General features: G+C 71.2%; 21 protein-coding genes. 8 read left to right on the top strand and 13 right to left on the bottom strand.

Features of this window, described 5'->3' with window-relative positions; all coding sequences use genetic code 11:
• Positions 1–73: 73 nt before the first annotated feature.
• The 4 genes from ACFYNU_RS12530 to ACFYNU_RS12515 all read right to left on the bottom strand — a co-directional run bounded on the left by ACFYNU_RS12530 (position 74) and on the right by ACFYNU_RS12515 (position 5,979).
• Positions 74–1,051: a DMT family transporter gene (locus tag ACFYNU_RS12530; RefSeq protein ID WP_388766021.1), complete on the bottom strand. Its 978-nt coding sequence runs from the start codon at positions 1,049–1,051 to the stop codon at positions 74–76.
• Between the two features lie 230 nt (positions 1,052–1,281).
• A complete protein-coding gene (locus ACFYNU_RS12525; protein ID WP_356587072.1) occupies positions 1,282–2,376 on the bottom strand; it encodes a CU044_5270 family protein in 1,095 nt (364 codons plus the stop codon).
• On the bottom strand, positions 2,373–3,020 hold the full coding sequence (locus ACFYNU_RS12520) for an RNA polymerase sigma factor (RefSeq protein WP_356587074.1): 648 nt from the start codon (positions 3,018–3,020) through the stop codon (positions 2,373–2,375). Before ACFYNU_RS12520 ends, ACFYNU_RS12525 begins: the two co-directional genes overlap by 4 nt.
• A gap of 46 nt (positions 3,021–3,066) precedes the next feature.
• The gene (locus tag ACFYNU_RS12515) at positions 3,067–5,979 is read right to left on the bottom strand and encodes an FAD-binding and (Fe-S)-binding domain-containing protein (RefSeq protein ID WP_356587076.1); all 2,913 of its coding nucleotides are present in this window, start codon (positions 5,977–5,979) and stop codon (positions 3,067–3,069) included.
• 93 nt (positions 5,980–6,072) lie between these two features.
• Here ACFYNU_RS12515 and serC point away from each other — a divergent pair, with 93 nt between their 5' ends.
• Both serC and ACFYNU_RS12505 read left to right on the top strand, forming a co-directional pair.
• On the top strand, positions 6,073–7,191 hold the full coding sequence (gene serC, locus ACFYNU_RS12510) for a phosphoserine transaminase (RefSeq protein ID WP_356587078.1): 1,119 nt from the start codon (positions 6,073–6,075) through the stop codon (positions 7,189–7,191).
• Positions 7,192–7,368: 177 nt separating this feature from the next.
• Positions 7,369–7,986 carry a Uma2 family endonuclease gene (locus tag ACFYNU_RS12505; protein ID WP_356587080.1) on the top strand — a complete coding sequence of 206 codons (618 nt, stop codon included), beginning with the start codon at positions 7,369–7,371 and terminating at the stop codon, positions 7,984–7,986.
• A gap of 3 nt (positions 7,987–7,989) precedes the next feature.
• On the opposite strand, the gene ACFYNU_RS12500 is transcribed toward ACFYNU_RS12505, so the two are convergent.
• Together ACFYNU_RS12500 and ACFYNU_RS12495 are read right to left on the bottom strand one after the other, a co-directional pair.
• Positions 7,990–8,817 (bottom strand): ABC transporter permease, encoded by an 828-nt coding sequence (locus ACFYNU_RS12500; RefSeq protein WP_356587082.1) that lies wholly within the window; start codon positions 8,815–8,817, stop codon positions 7,990–7,992.
• Positions 8,814–9,800 carry an ATP-binding cassette domain-containing protein gene (locus ACFYNU_RS12495; RefSeq protein ID WP_356587085.1) on the bottom strand — a complete coding sequence of 329 codons (987 nt, stop codon included), beginning with the start codon at positions 9,798–9,800 and terminating at the stop codon, positions 8,814–8,816. The genes ACFYNU_RS12500 and ACFYNU_RS12495 overlap by 4 nt, the downstream gene beginning before the upstream one ends.
• Positions 9,801–9,882: 82 nt before the next feature.
• Between ACFYNU_RS12495 and ACFYNU_RS12490 the strand changes: the two genes are divergently transcribed.
• On the top strand, positions 9,883–10,680 hold the full coding sequence (locus tag ACFYNU_RS12490) for a TetR/AcrR family transcriptional regulator (protein WP_356587087.1): 798 nt from the start codon (positions 9,883–9,885) through the stop codon (positions 10,678–10,680).
• A gap of 87 nt (positions 10,681–10,767) precedes the next feature.
• On the opposite strand, the gene ACFYNU_RS12485 is transcribed toward ACFYNU_RS12490, so the two are convergent.
• Entirely contained in the window at positions 10,768–11,802 is a 1,035-nt protein-coding gene (locus tag ACFYNU_RS12485) for a WD40 repeat domain-containing protein (protein WP_356587089.1), read from the bottom strand.
• 64 nt (positions 11,803–11,866) lie between these two features.
• Between ACFYNU_RS12485 and ACFYNU_RS12480 the strand changes: the two genes are divergently transcribed.
• Positions 11,867–12,586, top strand: a complete 720-nt coding sequence (locus tag ACFYNU_RS12480) for a GDSL-type esterase/lipase family protein (protein ID WP_356587091.1) — start codon at positions 11,867–11,869, stop codon at positions 12,584–12,586.
• A 122-nt stretch (positions 12,587–12,708) separates the two neighbouring features.
• Here ACFYNU_RS12480 and ACFYNU_RS12475 read toward each other — a convergent pair whose 3' ends face one another.
• Positions 12,709–12,852: a hypothetical protein gene (locus tag ACFYNU_RS12475; protein ID WP_356587458.1), complete on the bottom strand. Its 144-nt coding sequence runs from the start codon at positions 12,850–12,852 to the stop codon at positions 12,709–12,711.
• Positions 12,853–12,937: 85 nt separating this feature from the next.
• Between ACFYNU_RS12475 and ACFYNU_RS12470 the strand changes: the two genes are divergently transcribed.
• Positions 12,938–13,921, top strand: a complete 984-nt coding sequence (locus tag ACFYNU_RS12470; RefSeq protein ID WP_356587093.1) for an aldo/keto reductase — start codon at positions 12,938–12,940, stop codon at positions 13,919–13,921.
• 173 nt (positions 13,922–14,094) lie between these two features.
• Here the strand turns inward: ACFYNU_RS12470 and thpR are convergent, their stop codons facing one another.
• The 3 genes from thpR to ACFYNU_RS12455 all read right to left on the bottom strand — a co-directional run bounded on the left by thpR (position 14,095) and on the right by ACFYNU_RS12455 (position 16,753).
• Positions 14,095–14,703, bottom strand: coding sequence for an RNA 2',3'-cyclic phosphodiesterase (gene thpR / locus ACFYNU_RS12465; RefSeq protein WP_356587095.1), 609 nt, complete (start codon positions 14,701–14,703; stop codon positions 14,095–14,097).
• 167 nt (positions 14,704–14,870) lie between these two features.
• Positions 14,871–16,229: an MFS transporter gene (locus ACFYNU_RS12460; protein WP_356587097.1), complete on the bottom strand. Its 1,359-nt coding sequence runs from the start codon at positions 16,227–16,229 to the stop codon at positions 14,871–14,873.
• Between the two features lie 86 nt (positions 16,230–16,315).
• The gene (locus tag ACFYNU_RS12455; protein ID WP_031231018.1) at positions 16,316–16,753 is read right to left on the bottom strand and encodes a MarR family winged helix-turn-helix transcriptional regulator; all 438 of its coding nucleotides are present in this window, start codon (positions 16,751–16,753) and stop codon (positions 16,316–16,318) included.
• 177 nt (positions 16,754–16,930) lie between these two features.
• Here ACFYNU_RS12455 and ACFYNU_RS12450 point away from each other — a divergent pair, with 177 nt between their 5' ends.
• A complete protein-coding gene (locus ACFYNU_RS12450; RefSeq protein WP_354606068.1) occupies positions 16,931–17,113 on the top strand; it encodes a ribbon-helix-helix protein, CopG family in 183 nt (60 codons plus the stop codon).
• Between the two features lie 23 nt (positions 17,114–17,136).
• Here the strand turns inward: ACFYNU_RS12450 and ACFYNU_RS12445 are convergent, their stop codons facing one another.
• Positions 17,137–18,570, bottom strand: a complete 1,434-nt coding sequence (locus tag ACFYNU_RS12445; RefSeq protein ID WP_356587100.1) for an NCS2 family permease — start codon at positions 18,568–18,570, stop codon at positions 17,137–17,139.
• A 192-nt stretch (positions 18,571–18,762) separates the two neighbouring features.
• Between ACFYNU_RS12445 and ACFYNU_RS12440 the strand changes: the two genes are divergently transcribed.
• Together ACFYNU_RS12440 and ACFYNU_RS12435 are read left to right on the top strand one after the other, a co-directional pair.
• Positions 18,763–19,041 (top strand): DUF2530 domain-containing protein, encoded by a 279-nt coding sequence (locus ACFYNU_RS12440; RefSeq protein ID WP_356587102.1) that lies wholly within the window; start codon positions 18,763–18,765, stop codon positions 19,039–19,041.
• Positions 19,042–19,185: 144 nt separating this feature from the next.
• Positions 19,186–21,666: an HAD-IC family P-type ATPase gene (locus ACFYNU_RS12435; protein WP_356587104.1), complete on the top strand. Its 2,481-nt coding sequence runs from the start codon at positions 19,186–19,188 to the stop codon at positions 21,664–21,666.
• A 100-nt stretch (positions 21,667–21,766) separates the two neighbouring features.
• Here ACFYNU_RS12435 and ACFYNU_RS12430 read toward each other — a convergent pair whose 3' ends face one another.
• On the bottom strand, positions 21,767–22,621 hold the full coding sequence (locus tag ACFYNU_RS12430) for a DUF5707 domain-containing protein (protein ID WP_356587106.1): 855 nt from the start codon (positions 22,619–22,621) through the stop codon (positions 21,767–21,769).
• Positions 22,622–22,754: the final 133 nt, after the last annotated feature.

Genomic DNA, 22,754 nt, shown 5'->3' with positions numbered 1-22,754 from the left:
GCGTGCTTGCTTTACTCCTCCGGGTCCTTCAGGCCCTCCGGGCTCTCCGAGTCCCCCAAGTCCCTCAGGTCCTTCAATCCGTCAGCTCGCCGAGGCGGCGCCGCTCGGCCTTGCGCGCGCCCGCCCGCGTACGGACCGCGCCCATGCTCGCCGCGATGACCAGGGCGATCGCGAGCGCGTCGGTGAAGGACAGGCCCTGACTCAGGAGGAGGAGACCGGCCAGGGCGGCGACGGCCGGCTCGACGCTCATCAGGATCGCGAAGGTCGGCGCGGGCAGCCGGCGCAGGGCGAGCAGTTCCAGGGTGTACGGCAGGACGGACGACAGCAGCGCGACCGCGAGGGCCAGCCCGACCGTGGAGGGCACGACCAGCTTCGAACCGGCCTCCATGATGCCCAGCGGCAGGCTCAGCACGGCGCCGAAGGCCATGGCCAGCGCGAGCCCGTCGGCCTGCGGGAAGCGCTGCCCGGTCCGGGCGCTGAAGACGATGTACGTGGCCCACATCACCCCGGCCCCGACGGCGAAGGCCGCGCCCACCGGATCGAGCCGGTCGAACCCGCCCCCGCTGAGCAGCACGACACCGGCGAGCGCGAGCCCGGCCCACAGGAGATTGCCGAGCCTGCGGGAGGCGACCACGGAGAGGGTGAGCGGTCCGAGGACCTCCAGGGTCACGGCGGCGCCCAGCGGGATGCGGTCGGCGGCCTGGTAGAAGAGCAGATTCATCGCGGCCAGGACGGCACCGAAGACGAGCACGGTGCCCCAGTCGGCGCGCGAGTGCCCGCGGACCTTGGGCCGGCAGACGATGAGCAGCACGACGGCCGCGAGCACGAGCCGCAGCGTCACCACACCGACGGCGCCGGCGCGCGGCATCAGCAGGACGGCGATGGCGGCGCCGAACTGCACGGAGACGACACCCCCGAGGACAAGAGCCACGGGCCCGAGCGCCCGCCCCGGCCTCCCCGCCTCACCGCCCCCACGGCCCTCACCCGCCCCGGTGGCGGCCAAGGCCTCCGGGGCGGCAACGCCTACGGCTGCGGTACGCGGCTCATCCACCGGGGACCTCCTCCAGATCATTTAGGGCAGCACAATGGACTACCGGATCTAACATACTGCACTTGGAAACACGCCGTTCGCCGCGTCCGTCTCCTACGGTAGGCCCCGCCGCCTCGTCCCGTACGGCCCCGCCGACGCCGAGGCGGGACCGGCCGTCGGGCCGGTCCCGCCTCGGTGGACGTGTGACGAATGATCAGGTCGGCGGGTGGGTGCCCCGGCCGGTGGTGTGCTCAGCCGGCCTGGGTGGGGGTCTCCTTGATGCCGTCGACAACGGCGCGGGCGGTCACGGCGCTGGTGTGGGTGACGGTGCCGGGCTTGATCAGCCGGTCCTCGGCGTTCGGGTTCTCGCCCTCGGTGACCTTCACGGTCCGGGTGCCGAGGAAGTCGAGGGTCTTCTCCTCGAAGATCCACTCCTCCCGCTCACCGCTGACGGCGTCGAGGCGCGCCACGGCGATGCCCTCGCGTCCCGCCGCGTCGACGGCGCTGTCCACCTTGACGACGCCGGGAATCTTCGCCGCGGCCTTGTACAGCGCGGTCTCCAGCCCGGAGGGCGGGTAGGTCTCGCCGAGCAGGTCCCCGATCGCGGAGAACGCCGCCTGGTCGGGGCTGTTGCCCTGCCCCTCACTCTCCGCGTACACCTTCTTGAGCAGCGAGTCGGGGTCGGTGGGCAGCTTGTTGAGGTTGTTCCACGACGAGGTGGAATCCTCCTGCGAGTCGAGCGTCTCGCCGCCCTCGGCGCCGGTGCCGGACTCGATCAGCCATCCCTTGTGCCCGTCGGGCGACAGCCAGACCTGGCGGCGGTGCGGCTTGTCGCTCACCACGGTGTGCTTGTCGCCGGTGGTCCTGACGTAGGTGTCGGCGGTGGTGGACTCGACATAGAGGAACTGGTCGGCGCCGGGCTCCGGCGCGGGGGACTCGGCGGCGGCCAGGGAGATCCGGTCGAGCAGGGCGCCGGTGCCGCCGGCGGTGGCGCTGCCGACGTCGGTGGTCAGCACCGGCCCGGTGGCGACGGAGTCCCCGCCGTCACCGCCCTGTCCGGCGATGACTGTGCCGGTGGCGATCACCCCGGCCAGGGCGAACGCCGCCAGGGGCATGACGATCACGGGGCGCCGGAACCAGGCGCGCCGCGCCTGGGGGCGGATCGGCGCGGCGGCGGGGGCCGCGGCGCGGGCGGTGGTGGCGGTGCGGGCTTCGTCGTGGATCTGGGCCATGAGACGCTCCTTGTGGAACTCGTGGCGGCCCACCGGCAGATCCCGCTCGGCCGGCGGCAGAAGACCCTCGGTCTCCCGCCACTCGGCCGGGTGCGGTGAACGATCGGTGTTCATCGGTTTCCCTCCCGTGTGGACCGGACCGCGGTCGCGCGGTCTCCTCTTACCTGTCGAGCCGGCGCGACGAGTTCCCTTTTCTCCGCGGCGAGTTCGGCGTCCGCGCGCTTGGCCAGCTTCTTGCGGGCGCGGGACAGCCGGGAGCGTACGGTGCCGACGGGGATGTCCAGGGCGGTCGCCGCTTCGGCGTACTGCATGCCCTCCCACAGGCACAGCACCAGCACCTCGCGTTCGAGCGGCTTCAGCGAGGCCAGCGCGCGCATGGTGGCGGCGAGCCGTCTGCGGTCGTCCACCTGGCCGGCGACCTGGCCGGCGTGGTCGGGCGCCTCCAGCGCGCCCCGCTCGGCGTCGGCCGCGGCGGCGTTCGCCGCGGCGCGGTAACGCCGGTTGCTCCGCAAGTGGTTGCGGGCGACGTTGGTGGCGACGCCCAGCAGCCACGGGCGCAGCGATCCCCCGTCCGCGTCCGCCCTCTCCCGCATCCGCCAGGCCGCCATGAACGTCTCCGACATGACGTCCTCCGCGACGGACCAGTCAGCCGTCAGCCGGTAGGCATGGTTGTAGACGGCGCGCGCGTAGGAGTCGAAGATCTCCGCGAAGGCGTCGGCGTCGCCGTCCCTGATTCGAGCTCGCAATTCTGTGGTCACCTCAGTGAACTGTCCGGCACCTCAAGGACAGTTCCAGTGACCCGCGTCACACTCCCTGGGGCGCGTCCGGGGCGGTGTCCGTCCCGGGGCGTCCGGCCGGCGCCGGCGGCTCCAGCGCCTGGGCCAGGACCTCCGCGAGGTGCCGGGCGCCGCCCGCCGCCAGTTGGTCCAGTTGTGTACGGCACGAGTAGCCGTCCGCCAGGAGTTCCGCCCCGTCCCGCGCCGCTCGGACCGACGGGAGCAGCTGGTCCTCCGCGCAGGCCACCGAGACCTCGTAATGGCCCTTCTCGAAGCCGAAGTTGCCCGCCAGACCGCAGCAGCCGCCGCTCAACTCGCCCGTGAGACCCGCCCGTTCACGCAGCCGGCGGTCGGCCGCGTCGCCCAGGACCGCGTGCTGGTGGCAGTGGGTCTGGCCCACGACCGGGCGGTCGACGCGGGGCGGCTGCCAGTCGGGGGCGCACTCCTCCAGGGTCTCGGCGAACGTCCGCACCGACGCGGCGAGTCGGGCCGCGCGGGGGTCGTCCGCGAGGAGTTCCGGCAGGTCGGTCCTGAGCGCGGCGGCGCAGCTCGGCTCCAGGACCAGGACGGGCAGGCCCCGGTCGAGCGCCGGCTCCAGCCGGTCCAGGGTGCGGCGCATGACCGTGCGGGCCTGGTCGAGCTGGCCCGTGGAGACATACGTCAGGCCGCAGCACACCTGGCCGGGCGGCAGGGTGAAGCTCACCCCGGCCGCGTCCAGGACCTCGACCGCCGCCCGGCCCACCGACGGCGACAGGTGCTCCGTAAAGGTGTCCGGCCACAGCACCACGGCCGGGTCCGCCACCGGCCCCCGCCGCCGGCCGCGCAACCACCGGGTGAACGTCTGCGGCGCCAGGCGCGGGATCGAGCGCTCCGGGGCGATCCCGGCCATCCGCTTGGCCAGCGCGGCCACGCCCGGCACCCGCACGCCCGCGTTGAGCACACCCGCGAACGGCGCCGCCGCCCGCAGCCAGCGCGGCAGCCGCCCCATCGCGTAGTGCGCGGCGGGCCGCCGCCGGCCCTGGTAGTGGTGGTGCAGGAATTCAGCCTTGTACGTGGCCATGTCGACGCCCACCGGGCAGTCGCTGCGGCAGCCCTTGCAGGACAGGCAGAGGTCGAGCGCGTCCTTGACCTCGGTCGAGCGCCAGCCGTCCGTGACGAGCTCACCGGCGAGCATCTCGTGCAGCAGCCGGGCGCGCCCGCGCGTGGAGTGCTGTTCGTCGCCGGTCGCGCGGAACGACGGGCACATCACCCCCGGGCCCGAACTCGGCCCCTCCACACGGCACTTGGCGACGCCGACGCAGCGCCGTACGGCCGCCGAGAAGTCCCCGCCCACGACCCCGTCCACCTCGCCGTCGTGGGGGTAGGCGAAGGCGACCTCTACGCGCTCGCGGGGCAGCACCTCGAAGCGCAGGTTCTCGTCCAGCCGGGCGGGCCGGGCGATCGAGCCGGGGTTCATACCGCCCGCCGGGTCCCACACGTCCTTGAACCGCCCGAAGAGCGCGGTCAGTTCGTCCCCGTACATCGTCGGCAGCAGCTCCGAGCGCGCCAGCCCGTCGCCGTGCTCGCCGGAGAGCGAGCCGCCGTGCGCCACGACGAGCCGCGCGACGTCCTCGGAGAAACGGCGGAAGACCCGCACCCCCTCCGTGCTCAACAGGTCGAAATCGATGCGGACATGGATGCATCCGTCGCCGAAGTGCCCGTACGGCGTGCCGCGCAGCCCGTGCTCGGCGAGCAGCGCGCGGAAGTCCCGCAGATACGCGCCGAGTCGGGCGGGCGGTACGGCGCAGTCCTCCCAGCCGGGCCACGCCTCGCCGCCGTCGGCACTGCGCGTCGCGGTGCCCGACGCGTCCTCCCGTACGCGCCACAGCGCCCGCATCCCGGCCGGGTCGGTCACGACCGTGCCGTCCAGGGCGTCGGCGGCGCGCACGACACTCTCGGCGTGCGCGCGGGCCTCGGCGGCGGTGGCGCCGCCGGTCTCCACGAAGAGCCAGGCGCCGCCGCGCGGCAGGTCGTGCGGGCCGGGGACGAGGTCGTCGGCCATGCCCTCGACGGTCAGCGGGTGGTACGGCAGCAGCCCGGCAGCCGCCTCCGCCGCCGCGCTCTCGTCGGGGTAGCCGAGGACGGCGAGCGCCCGCGCGGGCGGCGATTCGACCAGTCGTACGACGGCTTCCGTGACGACGCCGAGCGTGCCCTCGCTGCCGCAGAAGGCGCGGGCGAGGTCGGTGCCGTTCTCGGGGAGCAGCGCGTCGATCGCGTAACCGGAGATACGGCGCGGCAGGCCGGTGGGGTAACCGGTGCGCAGAAGCGCGAGGTTGTCCTGGACAAGGGGCCGGAGCCCGGCGGGCGCGCCGTCCCAGCCCTGGCCGAGGCGCAGGTCCGCGCCGCCGTACGTGGTGACCGACAGCCCCCGGACGTTGTCGGCGGTCGTCCCCCACGCGACCGAGTGCGACCCGCACGAGTTGTTGCCGATCATGCCGCCGATCGTGCAGCGGCTGTGCGTGGACGGATCGGGCCCGAAGGTCAGACCGTGCGGTGCGACATGGTCGCGCAGCCGGTCCAGGACGACGCCGGGCTGCACGACGGCGGTACGCGCCTCGGCGTCGACCGACACGATCGAGCGAAAATGACGGGTGAGATCGAGGACCACTCCGACGCCGGTCGCGTTGCCCGCGATCGACGTACCGCCGCCGCGCGGCACGACGGGCACGCCGTGTTCACGGCAGACGTCGAGGGCCGCCGCGACGTCCGCCGCGTCGCGGGGGGCGACGACGCCGACGGGGACGCGGCGGTAGTTGGACGCGTCCATGGTGACCAGGGCACGGGCGGCGGCGCGGAAGTCGACCTCGCCACGGACGGCGCCGGCCAGGTCTCTCGCCAGCGCGGTGCCCACCGCCGCCGCCTCCGCGGAAGTCCTGCCCTGCCGCTGCTTGTTCTCAGCCATCCCCCCAGCATGCCCCGCCGCCCCCGCCGCACCACGTCTCACGACGTGAACCGCACCCCTGACGGCCGACGGAAAACGTCTAGGCTGCCGCCCGTGGCCGATATTCAGATTCCCGCTGACATCAAGCCCGCCGACGGTCGTTTCGGCGCTGGCCCCTCCAAGGTGCGTACGGAGGCGGTGGACGCCCTGGCCGCCACCGGTACGTCTCTCCTCGGCACGTCCCACCGCCAGGCCCCGGTGAAGAACCTGGTCGGCGCGGTGCGCGACGGTGTGCGCGAGCTGTTCCAGCTCCCCGAGGGCTACGAGGTGATCCTGGGCAACGGCGGCTCCACCGCCTTCTGGGACATCGCGACGCACGGTCTGATCGAGAACAAGTCCCAGCATCTGAGCTTCGGCGAGTTCTCGTCCAAGTTCGCGAAGGCGTCGAAGCTCGCCCCGTGGCTGGCCGAGCCGACCGTCATCTCGTCCGACCCGGGCAGCCACCCGGACCCGGCGGCCGAGGCGGGCGTGGACGTCTACGCGCTCACGCACAACGAGACCTCCACCGGTGTCGCGGCGCCGGTCGAGCGGGTCGCGGGCGCCGACGAGGGCGCGCTGGTCCTGGTCGACGCCACGTCCGGCGCGGGCGGCCTGCCGGTCGACATCGCCGAGACCGACGTCTACTACTTCGCCCCGCAGAAGTCCTTCGCCTCCGACGGCGGCCTGTGGATCGGCGTCTTCTCGCCGGCCGCGCTGGAGCGCGCGGCGCGCGTGCACGGCTCGGGCCGGCACGTGCCGGAGTTCTTCTCGCTGCCGACGGCGATCGACAACTCGCTGAAGAACCAGACGTACAACACCCCGGCGCTCGCCACGCTCTTCCTCCTGAACGAGCAGCTGACCTGGCTGAACACCCAGGGCGGTCTCGACTTCTCGACCGGCCGCACGGCCACGTCGGCGCGCACGCTGTACGGCTGGGCGGAGTCGTCCAAGTACGCGACCCCGTTCGTGGTCGACCCGGCGCACCGCTCACAGGTCATCGGCACGATCGACTTCGCGGACGAGATCGACGCGGCGGCGGTCGCCAAGGTCCTGCGCGCGAACGGCATCGTGGACACGGAGCCGTACCGCAAGCTGGGCCGCAACCAGCTGCGCGTGGCGATGTTCCCGGCGATCGACCCGGCGGACATCGAGGCGCTGACGGCGTGCGTCGACTACGTGATCGACAAGCTCTGACACACCCGCGTCATCCCCGTACGCCCCGGCCCGGTCAGCATCGACCGGGCCGGGGCGTACGTCTTTCACGGTGTCGGCGGGGGCTGTCACTCTTACGCGTGAATGATCACGCTCACGACGTATCGGGCGGTCCCGGCCTACGATGATGGTCTCGACACCAGCCATCAGGAGGCCCGCATGTCTGCCGCAGCAGCCGAGCAGCCCTGGGACAGCTCGGAGGAAAGCCAGCTGAAGACGGCTGACAGCCTCATGGAGCAGCTTCCCGGCTTCCGCGTCGAGATCATCGGAGGCGTCATCACCGTGGCCCCACCCCCGGACGGCGACCACGCGTCGGTCCTCACGGACGTCATGATTCCCTTCCTCGCCGTCGGCGCGCACGGCCAGGAATCGAAAGTCCTCCAGAACGTGGGGCTGTGGCTGTCGGCCGGTTCGGAGGACTTCGCCATCCCGGATCTGGCTCTTGTCGACGCCGATTTCGAAGAGCATCTGATCGAGTACAACTGCTACGCCCCGGCGGTCTTCCGGCTGGTCCTGGAAGTCACCTCCAACAACTACCAGCAGGATCTGCGGAACAAGGTCACCGCCTACGCCGAGGCCAAGATCCCCGTCTATGTGATCGTCGACCGCAAGCACGGCAGGCTGCACGTCCTCACCGATCCCGTCTCCGGCGACTACGCCAGCCACCGCATCCACGCACCGGGTGAGCAGGTCGTCCTCCCCGAGTCCATCGGCGCCGAGGTGAAACTCGACGTGTCGGCCGTCCTCCGGGCCGGGGAGACCAAGAAAAGCACCTGACGCTCACCGGCTCAGCCGCTGGAACCTCCGTACCGCCAGTGGCACGAACACCAGCGTGATCGCCAGCGGCCACGCCACCGACAGCAGCAGCGCGTGTTCCTCCGGCCAACTGCCGCCGCTCGCCACCGGGTTGCCGAACAGTTCGCGGATCGCCGTGACCGTCGCCGACACCGGGTTCCAGGCCGCGACCACGCCCAGCCAGTCCGGCATCAGGGACGGGGCGACGAAGACGCTGGAGATCATCGTCACCGGGAAGGCGACGGCGAAGAGACTGCCCGCCTGTTCGGGGCCGGGGACCACCAGGCCGAGCCAGACGCCCACCCAGATCAGCGAGAAACGCAGCAGCAGGAGCAGGCCGAAGCCGGCCAGTGAGGCGAGCAGGCCGCCGTCCGCGCGCCAGCCGATCACCAGGGCCGTGAGTGCGAGGATCACCAGTTCCGCGCCCGCCGTGATCAGGTCCACGACGCCCCGCCCGGTGACCACCGCGGACGGCGCCATCGGCATCGACCGGAAGCGGTCGTGGACGCCCTTGCCCGCGTCGGTGACGAACGCGGTCGCCGTGTTCATGAAGCCGAAGGCCATCGTCATGGTGAACATGCCCGGCATCAGGAACTCCCGGTAGTCCCCGCCGCCCGGCACCTTCATGGCGCTGCCGAAGACATAGCCGTAGAGCAGTACGGACACGAGCGGGAAGCCCAGGGTCCAGAGGATGAAGGCGGGCTGACGCTGATAGTGGGTCAGGCTGCGGCGTACGAGATTCCAGCAGTCGGCCACCGCCCAGTAGGCGCGGCCGTGCGTGCCCTGCGGGGCCAGGCTGACCGGCGTCGTCATGCCGCCACCTCGGTCTTCTCCGTCGTCGTGGCGTGTGCCGGTTCCGTACGGTGCCCCGTCAGCCGCAGGAACACGTCGTCCAGGCTCGGCCTGCGCAGGCCGATGTCCTCCACCGTGATCCCCCGGTCCCGCAACTCCCGTGCCACCTCCGTCAGCGCGGCCACCCGGTCGCTGACCGGCGCGTGCACGCGGCGCGCCTCGGTGTCCGTCCCGGGCGTCGAGCCCGCGACACGCGCCACCACCTCGGCGACCTCGGCGAGTTCGTACGCCTCGCGCACGACGACCTCGATCAGATCGCCTCCCACGGTGTTCTTCAGCTCCGCCGGGGTGTCGTCCGCGATGGCCCGTCCCCGGTCCATGACCGTGATGTGCGAGGCGAGTTTGTCGGCCTCGTCCAGATACTGCGTGGTGAGCAGCACCGTCGTACCGCCCGCGACCAGCGCCCGTACCGCGTCCCAGACCTCGCCGCGACCGCGCGGGTCGAGTCCGGTCGTCGGCTCGTCGAGGAACAGCACGCGCGGGGCGAGGATCATCGACGCGGCGAGGTCGAGCCGGCGCCGCATGCCGCCGCTGTACTCCTTCACGCCCTTGCCGGCCGCGTCCTCCAGGCCGAACCGCTCCAGCAGTTCCCCGGCGCGCAGCGCGGCCCGCCGCCCGCCGAGGTGGAAGAGACGGCCGAACATCTCCAGGTTCTGCCGGCCGGTGAGGACCTCGTCCACCGCCGCGTACTGCCCGGTGAGCCCGATCAGGCTCCGGACGGTGCGCGGGTCGCGGCCCACGTCGACCCCGGCGACCGTGGCGCGTCCGCCGTCGAGCCTGAGGAGGGTGGCGAGCACGCGCACCGCCGTGGTCTTGCCCGCGCCGTTGGGGCCGAGCAGGCCGTGCACCGTTCCGGTGCGTACGGCGAGGTCGAAGCCGTTGAGCGCGTATGTGTCCCCGTAACGCTTGCGGATCGCCTCGGCCCGCACGGCGTGGTCGGTCATCGCACCTCCAGAGAATTGAGTACGGTGTACCCATTGAGCGTACAGAGTACTCAATTAATGCCCGGCCCACTACGCTGAGGCCATGACGACGACGGAAAGCAGCGGCAGCGGCGACGTGTCACGCAGCATGGAACTCCTGTGGGGCACCGGCGAGCGGGCGACCCGGGGCCCGAAACCGGGGCTGACGCTCGACCGGATCGTCACCGCCGCGATCGAACTCGCCGACGCCGAAGGGCTCGCGGCGGTCTCGATGCGCAGGCTCTCCACGGAGCTGGGCGCGGGAACGATGTCGCTCTACCGCCATGTCCCCGGCCGGGCCGAGCTGGTGGACCTGATGCTGGACCGCGTCCAGGGCGAGGGCGCCCGTGCGCCGGAGCCGGAGAGGGCCGGGCCGGCCGATCCGGGCCCCGCCGACGCGGCCCCCGCCGCCGGCTGGCGGAAGACCGTCGAGACGGCGGCCCGCGGCGAACTCGCCCTCTACCAGGCCCACCCCTGGCTGCTCTCCGTCAACCAGACCAGGCCCGTCCTCGGCCCCGGCGCCGTCGGCGGCATGGAGACGATGCTCGCCGGGATCAAGGACACCGGTCTGACCGACCCGGAGCTGATCTCCGTGATCATCATGGTCAGCGGTTACGTCTCCGGGGTCGCCCGCACCCAGGTGCACGCCGTCGAGGCGCAACAGGTGACCGGCATCAGCGACGACGAGTTCTGGCAGGCGCAGGAGCCGATGCTGTCGACGGTGATGACCAGCGGACGGTACCCGCTGATGGCCGCGCTGTCGCCGGAGGCGTTCGGCCCGGACTTCGACCACTTCGAGTTCGGCCTCCAGCGCCTGCTCGACGGCCTGGAGGTGCTGGTCGAGCAGCGCACACGGCGCTAGGGCGTGTCCGCTAGGCCGTGTCCGGCGGCGCGTCAGACGCCGCGTCAGACGACGGACGCCGTGTCAGGCGCCGTGTCAGACGACGTGTCAGGCGCCGCCCTTCTTGCGCCTGAACAGCAGGAACAGCACACCCGCGCCCACGAGCACCACCGCCCCGATCGTGATGTTGTCGCCGTCGTCCCCGGCGGCGTCGCCCGCGCTGCCGTTCCCCGCGCTCCCGCCCCCTGAGGAGCCGCCGTCCTTGTCGATGTCGACGCGGTTGACCTCGCTGCGCGTGCCCTCAGTGCCGAACATCAGCGCCGAGCCGTCCAGGGTGTACGTCACCGACTCCGACTGGCCCTGGACGGGGGCCCGGACGCGGTGGTCCGCGCCCAGGCGGCCGTTCTTCCACTCGTAACCGCGCGCGCTGAAGTACGAGCGCAGCACCAGCTCCTTGCCGTCCGGCGAGAACGCGCCGTCGGTCACCCACGGCACCTCGTCGATGCGCCTGAAGGTGTTCGTACCGCCGGTGGTCAGCTTCTCCGGGCCTTCGTAGAGGCCGCCGCCGTCCTCGTTCTTCGAGGCGATGTAGACGCGGCCGGTGGTCGGGTGGACCATCAGCGCCTCGGCGTCGCGGGGGCCGTCGGCGTACTTCACGGTGTACTGCGTCGCGTCGACGGTCGCGTCCGCGAGCTTCTTCGGCTCGGGGAAGCGGTAGATCCAGACGTGGTCCCAGCTGCCGCCCAGGTTGTCGCCGATGTCACCGACGTAGATGGCACCGTCCGCGCCGACGGAGATCGCCTCCATGTCGCGGGGCTCCCCGACCCCGCGCATGGTGATCGTCGCGACGGTCTCGCCGGTGCGGGAGTCGACGCCGTAGATACGGGGCTTGTCCTGGTCGTTGTGCGTCCAGTAGACGCCGGGGTGCGCACGGCTGGCGGCCAGGCCGCTGGACTCGGTGATCCGCGGGTCCGTGATCCGGAAGCTCCGGTCGGGGTCGGCGGCGGCTGCCGCCGCCGGGACGGACAGGACGAGCGCCGCCGCCGCGAGCGCGGCACCGACGAGACGCGGGGACAGACGCGCGGACGGACGCCGGGACGGACGCGGGGACCGACACATGCCCTTGACCTTGAGCTTGACCATGGCCCAAGACTGCCATCCCCGGGCCGGGCTCGGCCGCCCGCCCACGATCGGGGATGATGATCCGATGCGTTTCATGTTCGTCGGCGACTCGATGACCATCGGCCGCGCCGGCGATCTCACCTGGCGCTACCGGATGTGGCAGCACCTGAACGCTTCTTACGGTGGCCCGTACGCGATCGTCGGCCCGCGCACCGGCCTGTACGACCCCCGCACCGGCACCGCGCTCTCGCACGCGTACGGCGCCCCCGACTTCCCCGCGGAGGCGTGGCCGCATCTCGCGGGCTGGGGCGAGGGCTGGCAGCACATGGCGTCGGTGATCCGCGACGCGGTCGCCGCGCACCGCGCGGACGTGCTGCTCGTCTCGCTCGGCCTGATAGATCTCGGCTTTTACACCAACAGCGACCAGACGGTCCGGTACGTACGGGAGTTCGTCGCCGAGGCGCGGGCGGCCAATCCGCGCGTACGGATCGTGGCCCTGCCCGTCATCCCCAACACCCGCGCGTACACCGACCCGGCCTTCGCCGCCGAGGTCGACCGCTTCAACGACCTGACGGCCAAGGTGGTCGCCGACCTGGACGAACCGTCATCCCCGCTGCTGCCGGCCTCCCGCCCGGCGTCGTACGACATCCACCGCGACACCTACGACGGGACCCACCCCGGCCCCTCGGGGGAGCATCTGCTCGCCGGGGCGTTCGCGGACGCGATGTGCCAGGCGTGGGGGCTGGGCGGACCGTACGCCCCGGCGACAGCGCGGCGAGTCGGGTACGGGGCGGGGCACGGCTGAGCGGGTCGGCGGGCGTGAACCGCCGTACGGCTGGCGGCCGTTGGCTCGCGTGACGCGCTGCCCGCTCGGCGGGCCGTGGGGCGACGGCGCTGGGGTGACGGCGCTGGGGCGTGCCGTGTCGATCAGGCCGGCCGCGCGAGCGCCGACCCGCACTCGGCGCAGACCACCGGCGCCGGGTCCTCGTTCAGCCGCCCGCACTCCTCGCAGACCAGCTCCAGCATGCAGGGCGGCTCGCCGCCCTCCTCACGCCCCTCATCACCGGCCATCGACGCGCCTCCCGCCATCCAGCGTACGCACCACCACCGGTTCACCCTTGCTTCGAGGGCGCTCGAAGGCGTTGGCTGTGGAGTCATGAAGTACACGCAGCTCGGACGCACCGGACTCAAAGTCAGCCGACTCGTCCTCGGCACCATGAACTTCGGACCTCTCACGAACGAGGCCGACAGCCACGCCATCATGGATGACGCGCTCGGCGCCGGCATCAACTTCTTCGACACCGCCAACGTCTACGGCTGGGGTGAGAACAAGGGCCGTACGGAGGAAATCCTCGGCACCTGGTTCGCGCAGGGCGGCGGCCGGCGCGACAAGGTCGTGCTCGCCACCAAGGTGTACGGCAACATGGCGGCCGAGGGCGACGCGTGGCCCAACCACGACAAGCTGTCGGCCCTCAACATCCGCCGTGCGGTGGACGCCAGCCTCAAGCGGCTCCAGACCGATCACATCGACCTCTACCAGTTCCACCACATCGACCGTGACACCCCGGTCGAGGAGATCTGGCAGGCCATCGACACCCTGATCCAGCAGGGCAAGATCCTCTACGCCGGTTCGTCGAACTTCCCCGGCTGGAAGATCGCCCAGACCAACGAGACCGCCCGCCGGCTGGGCTCGTACGGCCTGGTCAGTGAGCAGTGCCTGTACAACCTCGCCGAGCGCCGCGCCGAGATGGAGATCATCCCGGCCGCGCAGGAGTACGGCCTGGGGGTCATCCCCTGGTCGCCGCTCCAGGGCGGGCTCCTCGGCGGCGCGATCCGCAAGGAGCGCGAGGGCGGCAGCCTGAAGCGGTCGGGCGACCGGCTCGCGAACACCAAGATCCGTGAGCAGGTGCAGGCGTACGAGGACCTGCTCGACAAGCACGGCATCGAGCCGGGCGAGGCGGCGCTGGCCTGGCTGCTCACCCGCCCCGGTGTGACGGGCCCGATCGTCGGCCCGCGCACGGCGGAGCAGCTGGAGTCCGCGCTGCGCGGGATCGAGCTGGAGCTGTCGGACGAGGTGCTGGCCTCGCTGGACGAGATCTTCCCGGGTACGGGGCCGTCGCCGGAGGCGTTCGCCTGGTAGTGACCGGGCGGCGGTGAGCGATCAGCAGGAGGCGCGTCCGGCGGTCTGCCGGGCGCGCCTCGGCCGTCGGCCCCGGGTCAGCCGAACGCCGCCGCCACGGCGACGATGACGAACATCAGCACCAGCGCGCCGGCCATGATCCGGTTCCGGGTTTTGGGGTCCACGCGTCGAGATTAACGGCCCTCGGCTCCGGGGTTGACGCCGGGCTCGGCGCCGGGCCTCGCGACGGGGCAGCGCAGCAGCGTCTCGTACCGGGGCCGCTCGCCCGGCACCCCGGCCACGGGCAGCCGGCTGCGTACGAGCGCCAGCTCCCCGACCTCCCAGGGCGAGCCCTCGAAACCGTCGAGCGCGGCGGCGTACGGCCGCAGGTCGGTGTCGGTCCGCGTACGGGCCAGCGTGAGATGCGGCCGGTACGTACGGTGCTCCTCCATCGGCAGCCCGGTCCGGCGCGCGGCGGCGTCGGCCCGCTCGGCCAGCCGCCGCAGCTCCGCGATCCCCCCGGCGGCGCCGGCCCACAGCGCCCGCCCGCCGAAGTGCCCACCGCCGCGCAGCCGCAACGTGAACGCCCCGGTCCGCCGCGCGGCCCGCTCCAGCCGCTCACCCAGCTCGGGCACGAGCCGCTCGTCCACCTCCCCCATGAAGGCGAGCGTGAAGTGCCATCCGTCCAGCCCGGTCCACCGCAGCTCGTCGGCCCCGGGGAGACCACGCAGCCGCTGCTCGACAGCGGCGGCGAGTTCGTCGGCGGCGTGCACGGGCGGAAGGACGGCGGCGAAGAGACGCATGGAGGCGAGTCTGGCATCCGGGCGTGACCGGGTCATGCCTGTCCCTCACCGTCGACTTCGGCACCGACATCGATCTGACGCCCGCCGGCCTGGAACTCACCCTCAGGACCGGCGAGTTCCCCCGGGACTGACCGCCCCACCGCCGACAGTCGCGCCCCCGCCCCCGCTCACGCGGCCGTCGCCGTCGCCAGTGACCGCTCCTTCGGTACGAACGTCACATGCGGACGCCCCTTCCGCAGGTCTATCTTGACGCGCAGGTCGCCGACCCGGGCGAGCATCACGCCCACGCCGATCGCCGCCAGCGCCGCGACCGCGCCGCCCGCCGCGAAGCCGACCCTCGCGCCGTAGGTGTCGGTGACCCAGCCGACGAGCGGGGCGCCCAGGGGCGTACCACCCGTGAAGACCATCATGAACAGGGCCATCACCCGGCCCCGCATGGCCGGGTCCGTGGCCATCTGGATGCTGGAGTTGGCCGTGACGTTGACCGTCAGGCCGAACATGCCGACCGGTACCAGCAGCGCCGCGAAGACCCAGAACGTCGGCGCGAACGCGGCCACGATCTCCAGCACGCCGAACATGACCGCCGCCGCGACCAGCAGCCGCATCCGGGAGGTGCCCCGGCGGGCCGCGAGCAGGGCGCCGATCAGGGAGCCGACCGCCATCAGGGTGTTGAGCAGGCCGTACGTACCGGCGCCCGCGTGGTACACGTCGTCCGCGAACGCGGACAGCCAGATCGGGAAGTTGAAGCCGAACGTGCCGATGAAGCCGACCAGGACGATCGGCCAGATCAGCTCCGGCTTGCCCGCGACGTAACGCAGCCCCTCCCGCAGCTGGCCCTTGCCGCGCGGCGTCACCACGGCCTTGTGCAGGTCGGCCGTGCGCATCAGCAGCAGACCGGTGAGGGGGGCGATGAAGGAGAGTCCGTTGAGGAGGAACGCGTAGCCGCTGCCGACGGCGGTGATCAGCACACCGGCGACGGCCGGGCCGACGAGCCGGGCGGACTGGAAGTTGGCGGAGTTGAGGCTGACGGCGTTGCGCAGTTGGTCGGGGCCGACCATCTCGTGCACGAACGACTGCCGCGCCGGGTTGTCGACCACCGTGACCAGGCCGAGTACGAAGGCCGTGGCGTACACGTGCCAGACCTGGACCTGACCGCTGAGGGTGAGCGCCGCGAGTGCGAGGCCGGTGATTCCCATGGCGGCCTGGGTGGCGAGCAGCAGGGTGCGTTTGTTGCACCGGTCGGCTATGACACCGCCGTACAGGCCGAAGAGCAGCATCGGCAGGAATTGCAGGGCCGTGGTGATACCGACGGCCGTCGAGGACCCGGTGAGGGTGAGCACCAGCCAGTCCTGGGCGATGCGCTGCATCCAGGTGCCGGTGTTCGACACGACCTGTCCGGTGGCGAAGAGCCGGTAGTTACGGATCTTCAGCGAGCTGAACATGCTCGTGCGGGGCTGTGCGGTCTGTTGAACGGGGTCGGGGGTGGTTGGTGCGGGGGCGGAGTCTGCTCCGGATCCCGTACTCAAAGTTGGTTCGCCTCCTCGGCTCTGACAACGTTTCTCCGCGCTCGTGGCGCTTGTGCGGGCCGAAGATGGCCCAGGGTCATGGGTGGTTACAGATGCGCGAGCTTCTCCAGCACCGGCGCCGCCGCCCGGAGTTTGGCCCACTCGTCCTCGTCCAGCCCCTCCGCTACGGCGGTCAGCCACGCGTTCCGCTTGCGGCGGCTCTCTTCGAGCATGGCCTCCGCCTGCTCGGTCGACGTGACCACCTTCTGCCGGCGGTCGTCGGGGTGCGGCTCCAGCCGGACCAGTCCCTTGGCTTCGAGGAGCGCGACGATGCGCGTCATCGACGGCGGCTGTACGTGCTCCTTGCGGGCCAGCTCGCCGGGGGTGGCCGAGCCGCAGCGCGCGAGGGTGCCGAGCACCGACATCTCGGTCGGGCTCAGTGACTCGTCGACGCGCTGGTGCTTGAGCCGCCGTCCCAGCCGCATGACGGCCGAGCGGAGTGCGTTCACGGCGGCGGCGTCGTCACCGTGGGATAGGTCAGGCATGTTGTTTAGCGTAACTCATTACCTAAGCTAAGGAAAATGGAAAACGCGTCTCCCTCACCGGACCCCACAGATCCCACACATCGCGCTACACATCGAGCGCCCCTAGCTCACTCGTACGAGTGAGACGGACGCGGAAAGTCACACCACGGCCCGCGTCCGCCCCCGACCCTGGTCGGCATGGGATCGACAGTGCTCAGCCTGCGGATAGACGGTGAGCTGCTCGACCGGCTCCGGCAGCACGCGGCCAGACGCGGAATGAGCGTCCAGGACTATGTGGTCGGGACGCTCATGCGCGACGATTTCGACGAACGCTTCCGGGCGTCCGTCGACGAGACGGAGAGGTTCTACGGCGCCGCTTGAGCGGCGCCGTAGCCCCGGTGTGACTACGTCAGACCCAGCGCCGGCATCGCGTAGTAGAAGACGAAGACCGCCGACACGACGTACATCGCCGCCGGCACCTCACGGCCCCGGCCCGCCGCCAGCCGTAGCACGCTGAAGGTGATGAAGCCGATACCGATGCCGTTGGTGATCGAGTACGTGAACGGCATGGTCACCATCGCGAGGAACGCGGGAATGGCGACGGTGTAGTCGGTCCAGTCGATGTCCCGGACCGATCCGGCGAGGATCAGGAAGCCGACCGCCAGCAGCGCGGGTGTCGCCGCCTGGGACGGCACCATCGTCGCGATCGGTGTGAGGAACAGCGCCAGCGAGAAGAGCGCGCCCGTCACGACGGACGCCAGTCCGGTCCTCGCGCCCTCGCCGACACCCGCCGTGGACTCCACGAAGCAGGTGGTGGCGGAGGACGAGGTCGCACCGCCGGACGCGACGGCGATGCCGTCCACGAACAGCACCCGGTTGATACCGGGCAGCCGCCCCTTCTCGTCCATCAGCTTCGCCTCGTCGCCGACACCGAGGATCGTGCCCATCGCGTCGAAGAACGTGGACAGCAGCACGGTGAAGACGAACAGCACACCGGTGAGGATGCCGACCTTCCCGAAGCCGCCGAAGAGACTGAAGTCGCCGAACAGCCCGAAGTCCGGGCTCGCCACGGGGTTGCCCGGCCACTTCGGGGTGGTCAGTCCCCAGCTCGGCACATCGGCGACCGCCTCGATGACGAGCGCCACGACCGTCATCGCCACGATCGAGATCAGGATCGCGCCGGCCACCTTGCGGACGATCAGTACGAGGGTGAGGAGCGCGCCGAGCGCGAAGACCAGCACGGGCCACCCGTTGAGGTGTCCGTCCGAGCCGAGCTGGAGCGGCACGGTGGTGTGGGCGGCGTCCGGGATACGGGTGACGAAGCCGGAGTCGACCAGGCCGATCAGCAGGATGAAGAGGCCGATACCGATGGCGATGCCCTTGCGGAGGCTGGTCGGGACGGCGTTCATCACCCTCTCCCGCAGCCCGGTCGCGACCAGCAGCATCACCAGGAAACCGGCCAGGACGACCATGCCCATCGCGTCGGCCCAGCTCATCCTGGGGGCGAGCTGGAGCGCGACGACCGTGTTCACGCCGAGCCCGGCGGCGAGCGCGATCGGCACATTGCCGATGACACCCATCAGGAGCGTGGCGAAGGCGGCGGTCAGGACGGTGGCGGTGACCAGCTGGCCGCCGTCGAGCTGATGGCCGTACATGTCCTTGGCGCTGCCGAGGATGATCGGGTTCAGCACGATGATGTAGGCCATCGCGAAGAAGGTGGCGAAGCCGCCGCGCACCTCGCGGGCGACGGTGGAGCCGCGCTCCGAGATCTTGAAGAAGCGGTCGATTCCGCCGACCGGGACGGGGGCCTTGTCCTGTACGGAGTCCTGCACGGGCATGCGCAACCTCAGTCGTGGGTGATCACTGGATGCCGGATCTGGATGTTCGAACGAACAGAACAGGCCATTCGCAAAACCGTTTCAGTATGAACAGATGGCTCAGTGATCGCTATCTCCGCGCGTAGAGCCCAGGGACACCGGGCGAGCGGCGGTGGCGGCAGGCGCCCGCGACCGCCCGCATAGACTGACGCCATGGCCAAATGGACCCCGACGCACGAGGCACCCGAGCCCCTGGAGGGGCCGATCGTCCCGACCATCGTCGGTGGCACCGTCATCTGGTTCGTCCTCTTCCTGGTGCAGCTCCCCTTCTACGGCTGGTTCGACGACCACGGGCACCTCTGGTGGCTGTGGACCTGTCTGGCCGGTGCCGGGCTCGGGCTGATCGGCATCTGGTACGTCCGCAGGCGCGACGCCGCCATCAAGCGCGCGCGGGCGGACGCGGACGCGGACGGGGCGGACGCGGGCGCATAGCCGTAGGGGCGGACGTACGGCCGGCGCCCCAGACGTACAGCCGTAGTGCCGTGGGTGGACTTGCGGTCACCAGCTCTCGTACCTCGGTCGGATCTTCGGGGTCCCGGCGGGTGAACGCCCCCTGACCGCCGTAACGTCGACCTCATGACTCAGCGGGCGAAGATCGGCACCGGCGGCGGCGAGCCACACGGCCACCCCATCGACGCGGGGGCGGAGCTGGACCCCGTCCACCCGCGGGAGCTGCCGGCACCCGGCGGCCGGGCCACCGGGCTGACCGCCGCCGAGGTGGCCGAGCGGGTCGCGCGGGGCGAGGTCAACGACGTACCCGTCCGCAGCAGCCGCTCCACCGGCGAGATCGTCCGTGCCAACGTCTTCACCCGTTTCAACGCGCTCATCGGGATCCTCTGGGCGATCATCCTGCTGGTCGCGCCGATCCAGGACAGCCTCTTCGGCTTCGTGATCATCGCCAACACCGGCATCGGCATCATCCAGGAGCTGCGCGCCAAGAGGACGCTCGACGGTCTGGCCGTGATCGGCGAGGCCAAGCCGGTCGTCCGGCGCGACGGCGTCGCGGCGGGGATCTCCACCTCCGAGATCGTCCTCGGCGACGTCGTGGAACTCGGCCCCGGCGACAAGGTCGTCGTGGACGGCGAGATCGTCGAGGCCGACAATCTGGAGGTCGACGAGTCACTGCTGACCGGTGAGGCCGACCCGGTGCTCAAGCGCCCCGGCGACACGGTGATGTCGGGCAGTTTCGTGGTCGCGGGCGGCGGCGCGTTCCGGGCGACGAAGGTGGGACGGGAGGCGTACGCGGCCCAACTCGCCGAGGAGGCCTCGCGCTTCACGCTCGTCCAGTCCGAACTGCGCACCGGCATCAGCACGATCCTGAAGTACGTGACGTGGATGATGGTCCCGACGGCGATCGGGCTGATCATCAGCCAGCTCGTCGTCAAGGAGAACAACTTCAAGGACTCCGTCGCCCGGACCATCGGCGGCATCGTCCCGATGATCCCCGAGGGCCTGGTCCTGCTGACGTCGGTCGCCTTCGCGATCGGCGTCATCCGCCTCGGCCGCAAGCAGTGCCTCGTGCAGGAGCTGCCCGCGATCGAGGGCCTGGCCCGCGTCGACGTCGTCTGCCTCGACAAGACGGGCACGCTCACCGAGGGCGGCATGGACGTCACCGAGCTGCGGCCCCTGAACGGCAGCGACGAGGCTCACGTACGCAAGGTGCTCGGCGCCCTCGGCGCCTCCGACCCCCGGCCCAACGCCAGCCTCCAGGCGATCATCGACGCCTATCCGGACGAGTCGGGGTGGCACGCCACGGCGGCGCTGCCGTTCTCGTCCGCCCGCAAGTACAGCGGCGCCACGTTCGCGGGCGACGCCGACGGGCACGCCGAGGCGGACGGCGGCCCCGTCAGCTGGCTCCTGGGCGCGCCCGACGTCCTGCTGCCGGAGGGCGATCCCACGCTCCTGGAGATCGACACCCTCAACGAGCAGGGACTGCGCGTGCTCCTGCTGGCCCGCGTCGACGGCGCCGGCCCTCTCGACGCGCCCGAGGTGACGGACGGCGCGGTGCCGACGGCCCTGGTCGTACTGGAACAGCGGCTGCGCCCGGACGCCGCCGAGACCCTCACGTACTTCGCCGACCAGGACGTCGCCGCGAAGGTGATCTCCGGCGACAACGCGGTCTCGGTCGGCGCGGTGGCCGCGAAGCTGGGGCTGCCGGGCGCGGACCGTACGGTCGACGCACGCCAACTCCCCGGCGAACAGAGCGAGATGGCACAGGCGCTCGACTCGGCGTCCGTCTTCGGCCGGGTCAGTCCGCAGCAGAAGCGCGAGATGGTGGGCGCGCTCCAGTCGAACGGCCATACGGTCGCGATGACCGGTGACGGCGTGAACGACGTACTCGCGCTGAAGGACGCGGACATCGGCGTCGCGATGGGGTCCGGGTCGGAGGCGACGCGGGCGGTCGCCCAGATCGTGCTCCTGAACAACAGCTTCGCCACACTGCCCTCGGTGGTGGCCGAGGGCCGCCGGGTGATCGGCAACATCACGCGCGTCGCGACGCTGTTCCTGACGAAGACCGTCTACTCCGTGCTGCTGGCCATCCTGGTGGTGTGCACGCAGGTGGAGTACCCGTTCCTGCCCCGGCATCTGACACTGATCTCCACGCTCACGATCGGCGTCCCGGCGTTCTTCCTGGCGCTGGCCCCGAACAAGGAACGCGCCCGGCCCAACTTCGTACGCCGCGTGATGCGGTACTCGATCCCCAGCGGCATCGTCGCCGCCGCCACCACGTTCACCACCTATCTGCTGGCCCGCTCGCACTACAGCGGCTCGGGCTCGCTGGCGGCCGAGACGAGCGCGGCGACGCTGACGCTGTTCCTGGTCTCGATGTGGGTGCTGGTGATCATCGCCCGGCCCTACACCTGGTGGCGGGTGGGGCTGGTGCTGGCGATGGGGTTCCTCTTCCTGGTGGTGCTGGTCGTGCCGGCGCTCCAGAGCTTCTTCGCGCTGAAACTGGTGGGCACGACGCTGCCGTGGACGGCGGTGGCGATCGCGGGCGTGGGCGCGGTGCTGCTGGAGGCGGCGTGGCGGCTGGTGGACCGGAAGTACCCGGCGTAGGCCCCGGGCGACGAAAGGGCCCCGCGCGTGGTGCGCGGGGCCCTTCGTACGAGCCGTACGAGGCGTACGAGGCGTACGAGAACGCTCGGACTGCTTCGGACTACTTCACGTCGACGAAGTCGCCGGCCGGGATGATCGCCGGGGTGGTCGACGTGCCGGCGAAGTTCCAGCGCCAGTAGCCGTCCACGGTGGCCTTCGTGGTGGTCTTCAGCGTGCCGGTGTTGGACGTCTTCACCGTCTTGACCGTGGAGTACGTGCTGCTGGTCTTCTTACGGAACTGGAGCTGCACGGACTGCGTGGCGTAACCCTTGTACGTACCCGTCTCCCAGTTGGCGCGGGACAGCTTGCCCGTGACCGTGATCGTGCCGCCCTTCTTCACCGGCTCCGGGGCGGCGTTGACGTCCAGCCTGGACAGCCGCTGGAGGCTCGTCTTGGTGAACTTGTCGTTCTGGGTGCCGACGCCGTCCTTCGACTGGGTCCAGGCACCGACGTTCCAGCTCCTGGTGTCGCTGTTGATGAGCCAGATCGGGTCGATCTCGATGTTCTGCGTGCAGGTGGAGGTGGTCGCGCTCGCGGCCTTGCACGTGAACGGGGCGGTGGCGCCGAAGCCGAAGGCGTCGGGGCTGTCGAGGCTGGAACCGAGCCAGATGATCGCGTCGGCGTCACGGATACCGGACGGGTGCGACGCGGTGATCGAGACGGCGACCTTCTTGACGGCGGTGGTGCCGATGACGATGGGCTTGCCACCGTTCACCACGACCTTGCTGATCACCGGGGCGTCAACAGCCGCCCTGGCCTTGCCCTTCGGCGCGGCGGCGGCGCCCTGGTGCGTGGCGGAGCCGTAGGCGGGCACGCCCGGACGGTCGCTCGCGGGAGCGGCGTGGCCGGCCGGCACGGCGAGGGCGGAGAGAGCCAGGGCACCGGTCGCGACGGCAACAGTGGCACGGATTCGCATTGCATTTCCCCATTTGTCAGTGAACCTGGTGGCTCACCCGTAAGACGTGAGTCAAGAGGGAATGGTTGTACAGGAGGTGCGACTTCCGTGAAGATCGCACCTCCTGTCACACCTTCCGCCGCGCCGTCCGAAC

Origin of the sequence: Streptomyces sp. NPDC006643, assembly GCF_042870175.1 — a bacterium.
Classification (GTDB): domain Bacteria; phylum Actinomycetota; class Actinomycetes; order Streptomycetales; family Streptomycetaceae; genus Streptomyces.
This window is presented reverse-complemented; position numbering and strand designations above follow the sequence as displayed.

Coding starts and splice junctions, on each gene's coding strand:
- ACFYNU_RS12525 (WP_356587072.1), bottom strand. CDS start 2,376: ATGAACACCGATCGTTCACCGCACCCGGCCGAGTGGCGGGAGACCGAG.
- ACFYNU_RS12515 (WP_356587076.1), bottom strand. CDS start 5,979: ATGGCTGAGAACAAGCAGCGGCAGGGCAGGACTTCCGCGGAGGCGGCG.
- ACFYNU_RS12505 (WP_356587080.1), top strand. CDS start 7,369: ATGTCTGCCGCAGCAGCCGAGCAGCCCTGGGACAGCTCGGAGGAAAGC.
- ACFYNU_RS12500 (WP_356587082.1), bottom strand. CDS start 8,817: ATGACGACGCCGGTCAGCCTGGCCCCGCAGGGCACGCACGGCCGCGCC.
- ACFYNU_RS12495 (WP_356587085.1), bottom strand. CDS start 9,800: ATGACCGACCACGCCGTGCGGGCCGAGGCGATCCGCAAGCGTTACGGG.
- ACFYNU_RS12490 (WP_356587087.1), top strand. CDS start 9,883: ATGACGACGACGGAAAGCAGCGGCAGCGGCGACGTGTCACGCAGCATG.
- ACFYNU_RS12485 (WP_356587089.1), bottom strand. CDS start 11,802: ATGGTCAAGCTCAAGGTCAAGGGCATGTGTCGGTCCCCGCGTCCGTCC.
- ACFYNU_RS12480 (WP_356587091.1), top strand. CDS start 11,867: ATGCGTTTCATGTTCGTCGGCGACTCGATGACCATCGGCCGCGCCGGC.
- ACFYNU_RS12475 (WP_356587458.1), bottom strand. CDS start 12,852: ATGGCCGGTGATGAGGGGCGTGAGGAGGGCGGCGAGCCGCCCTGCATG.
- ACFYNU_RS12470 (WP_356587093.1), top strand. CDS start 12,938: ATGAAGTACACGCAGCTCGGACGCACCGGACTCAAAGTCAGCCGACTC.
- thpR (WP_356587095.1), bottom strand. CDS start 14,703: ATGCGTCTCTTCGCCGCCGTCCTTCCGCCCGTGCACGCCGCCGACGAA.
- ACFYNU_RS12455 (WP_031231018.1), bottom strand. CDS start 16,753: ATGCCTGACCTATCCCACGGTGACGACGCCGCCGCCGTGAACGCACTC.
- ACFYNU_RS12450 (WP_354606068.1), top strand. CDS start 16,931: ATGGGATCGACAGTGCTCAGCCTGCGGATAGACGGTGAGCTGCTCGAC.
- ACFYNU_RS12445 (WP_356587100.1), bottom strand. CDS start 18,570: ATGCCCGTGCAGGACTCCGTACAGGACAAGGCCCCCGTCCCGGTCGGC.
- ACFYNU_RS12440 (WP_356587102.1), top strand. CDS start 18,763: ATGGCCAAATGGACCCCGACGCACGAGGCACCCGAGCCCCTGGAGGGG.
- ACFYNU_RS12435 (WP_356587104.1), top strand. CDS start 19,186: ATGACTCAGCGGGCGAAGATCGGCACCGGCGGCGGCGAGCCACACGGC.
- ACFYNU_RS12430 (WP_356587106.1), bottom strand. CDS start 22,621: ATGCGAATCCGTGCCACTGTTGCCGTCGCGACCGGTGCCCTGGCTCTC.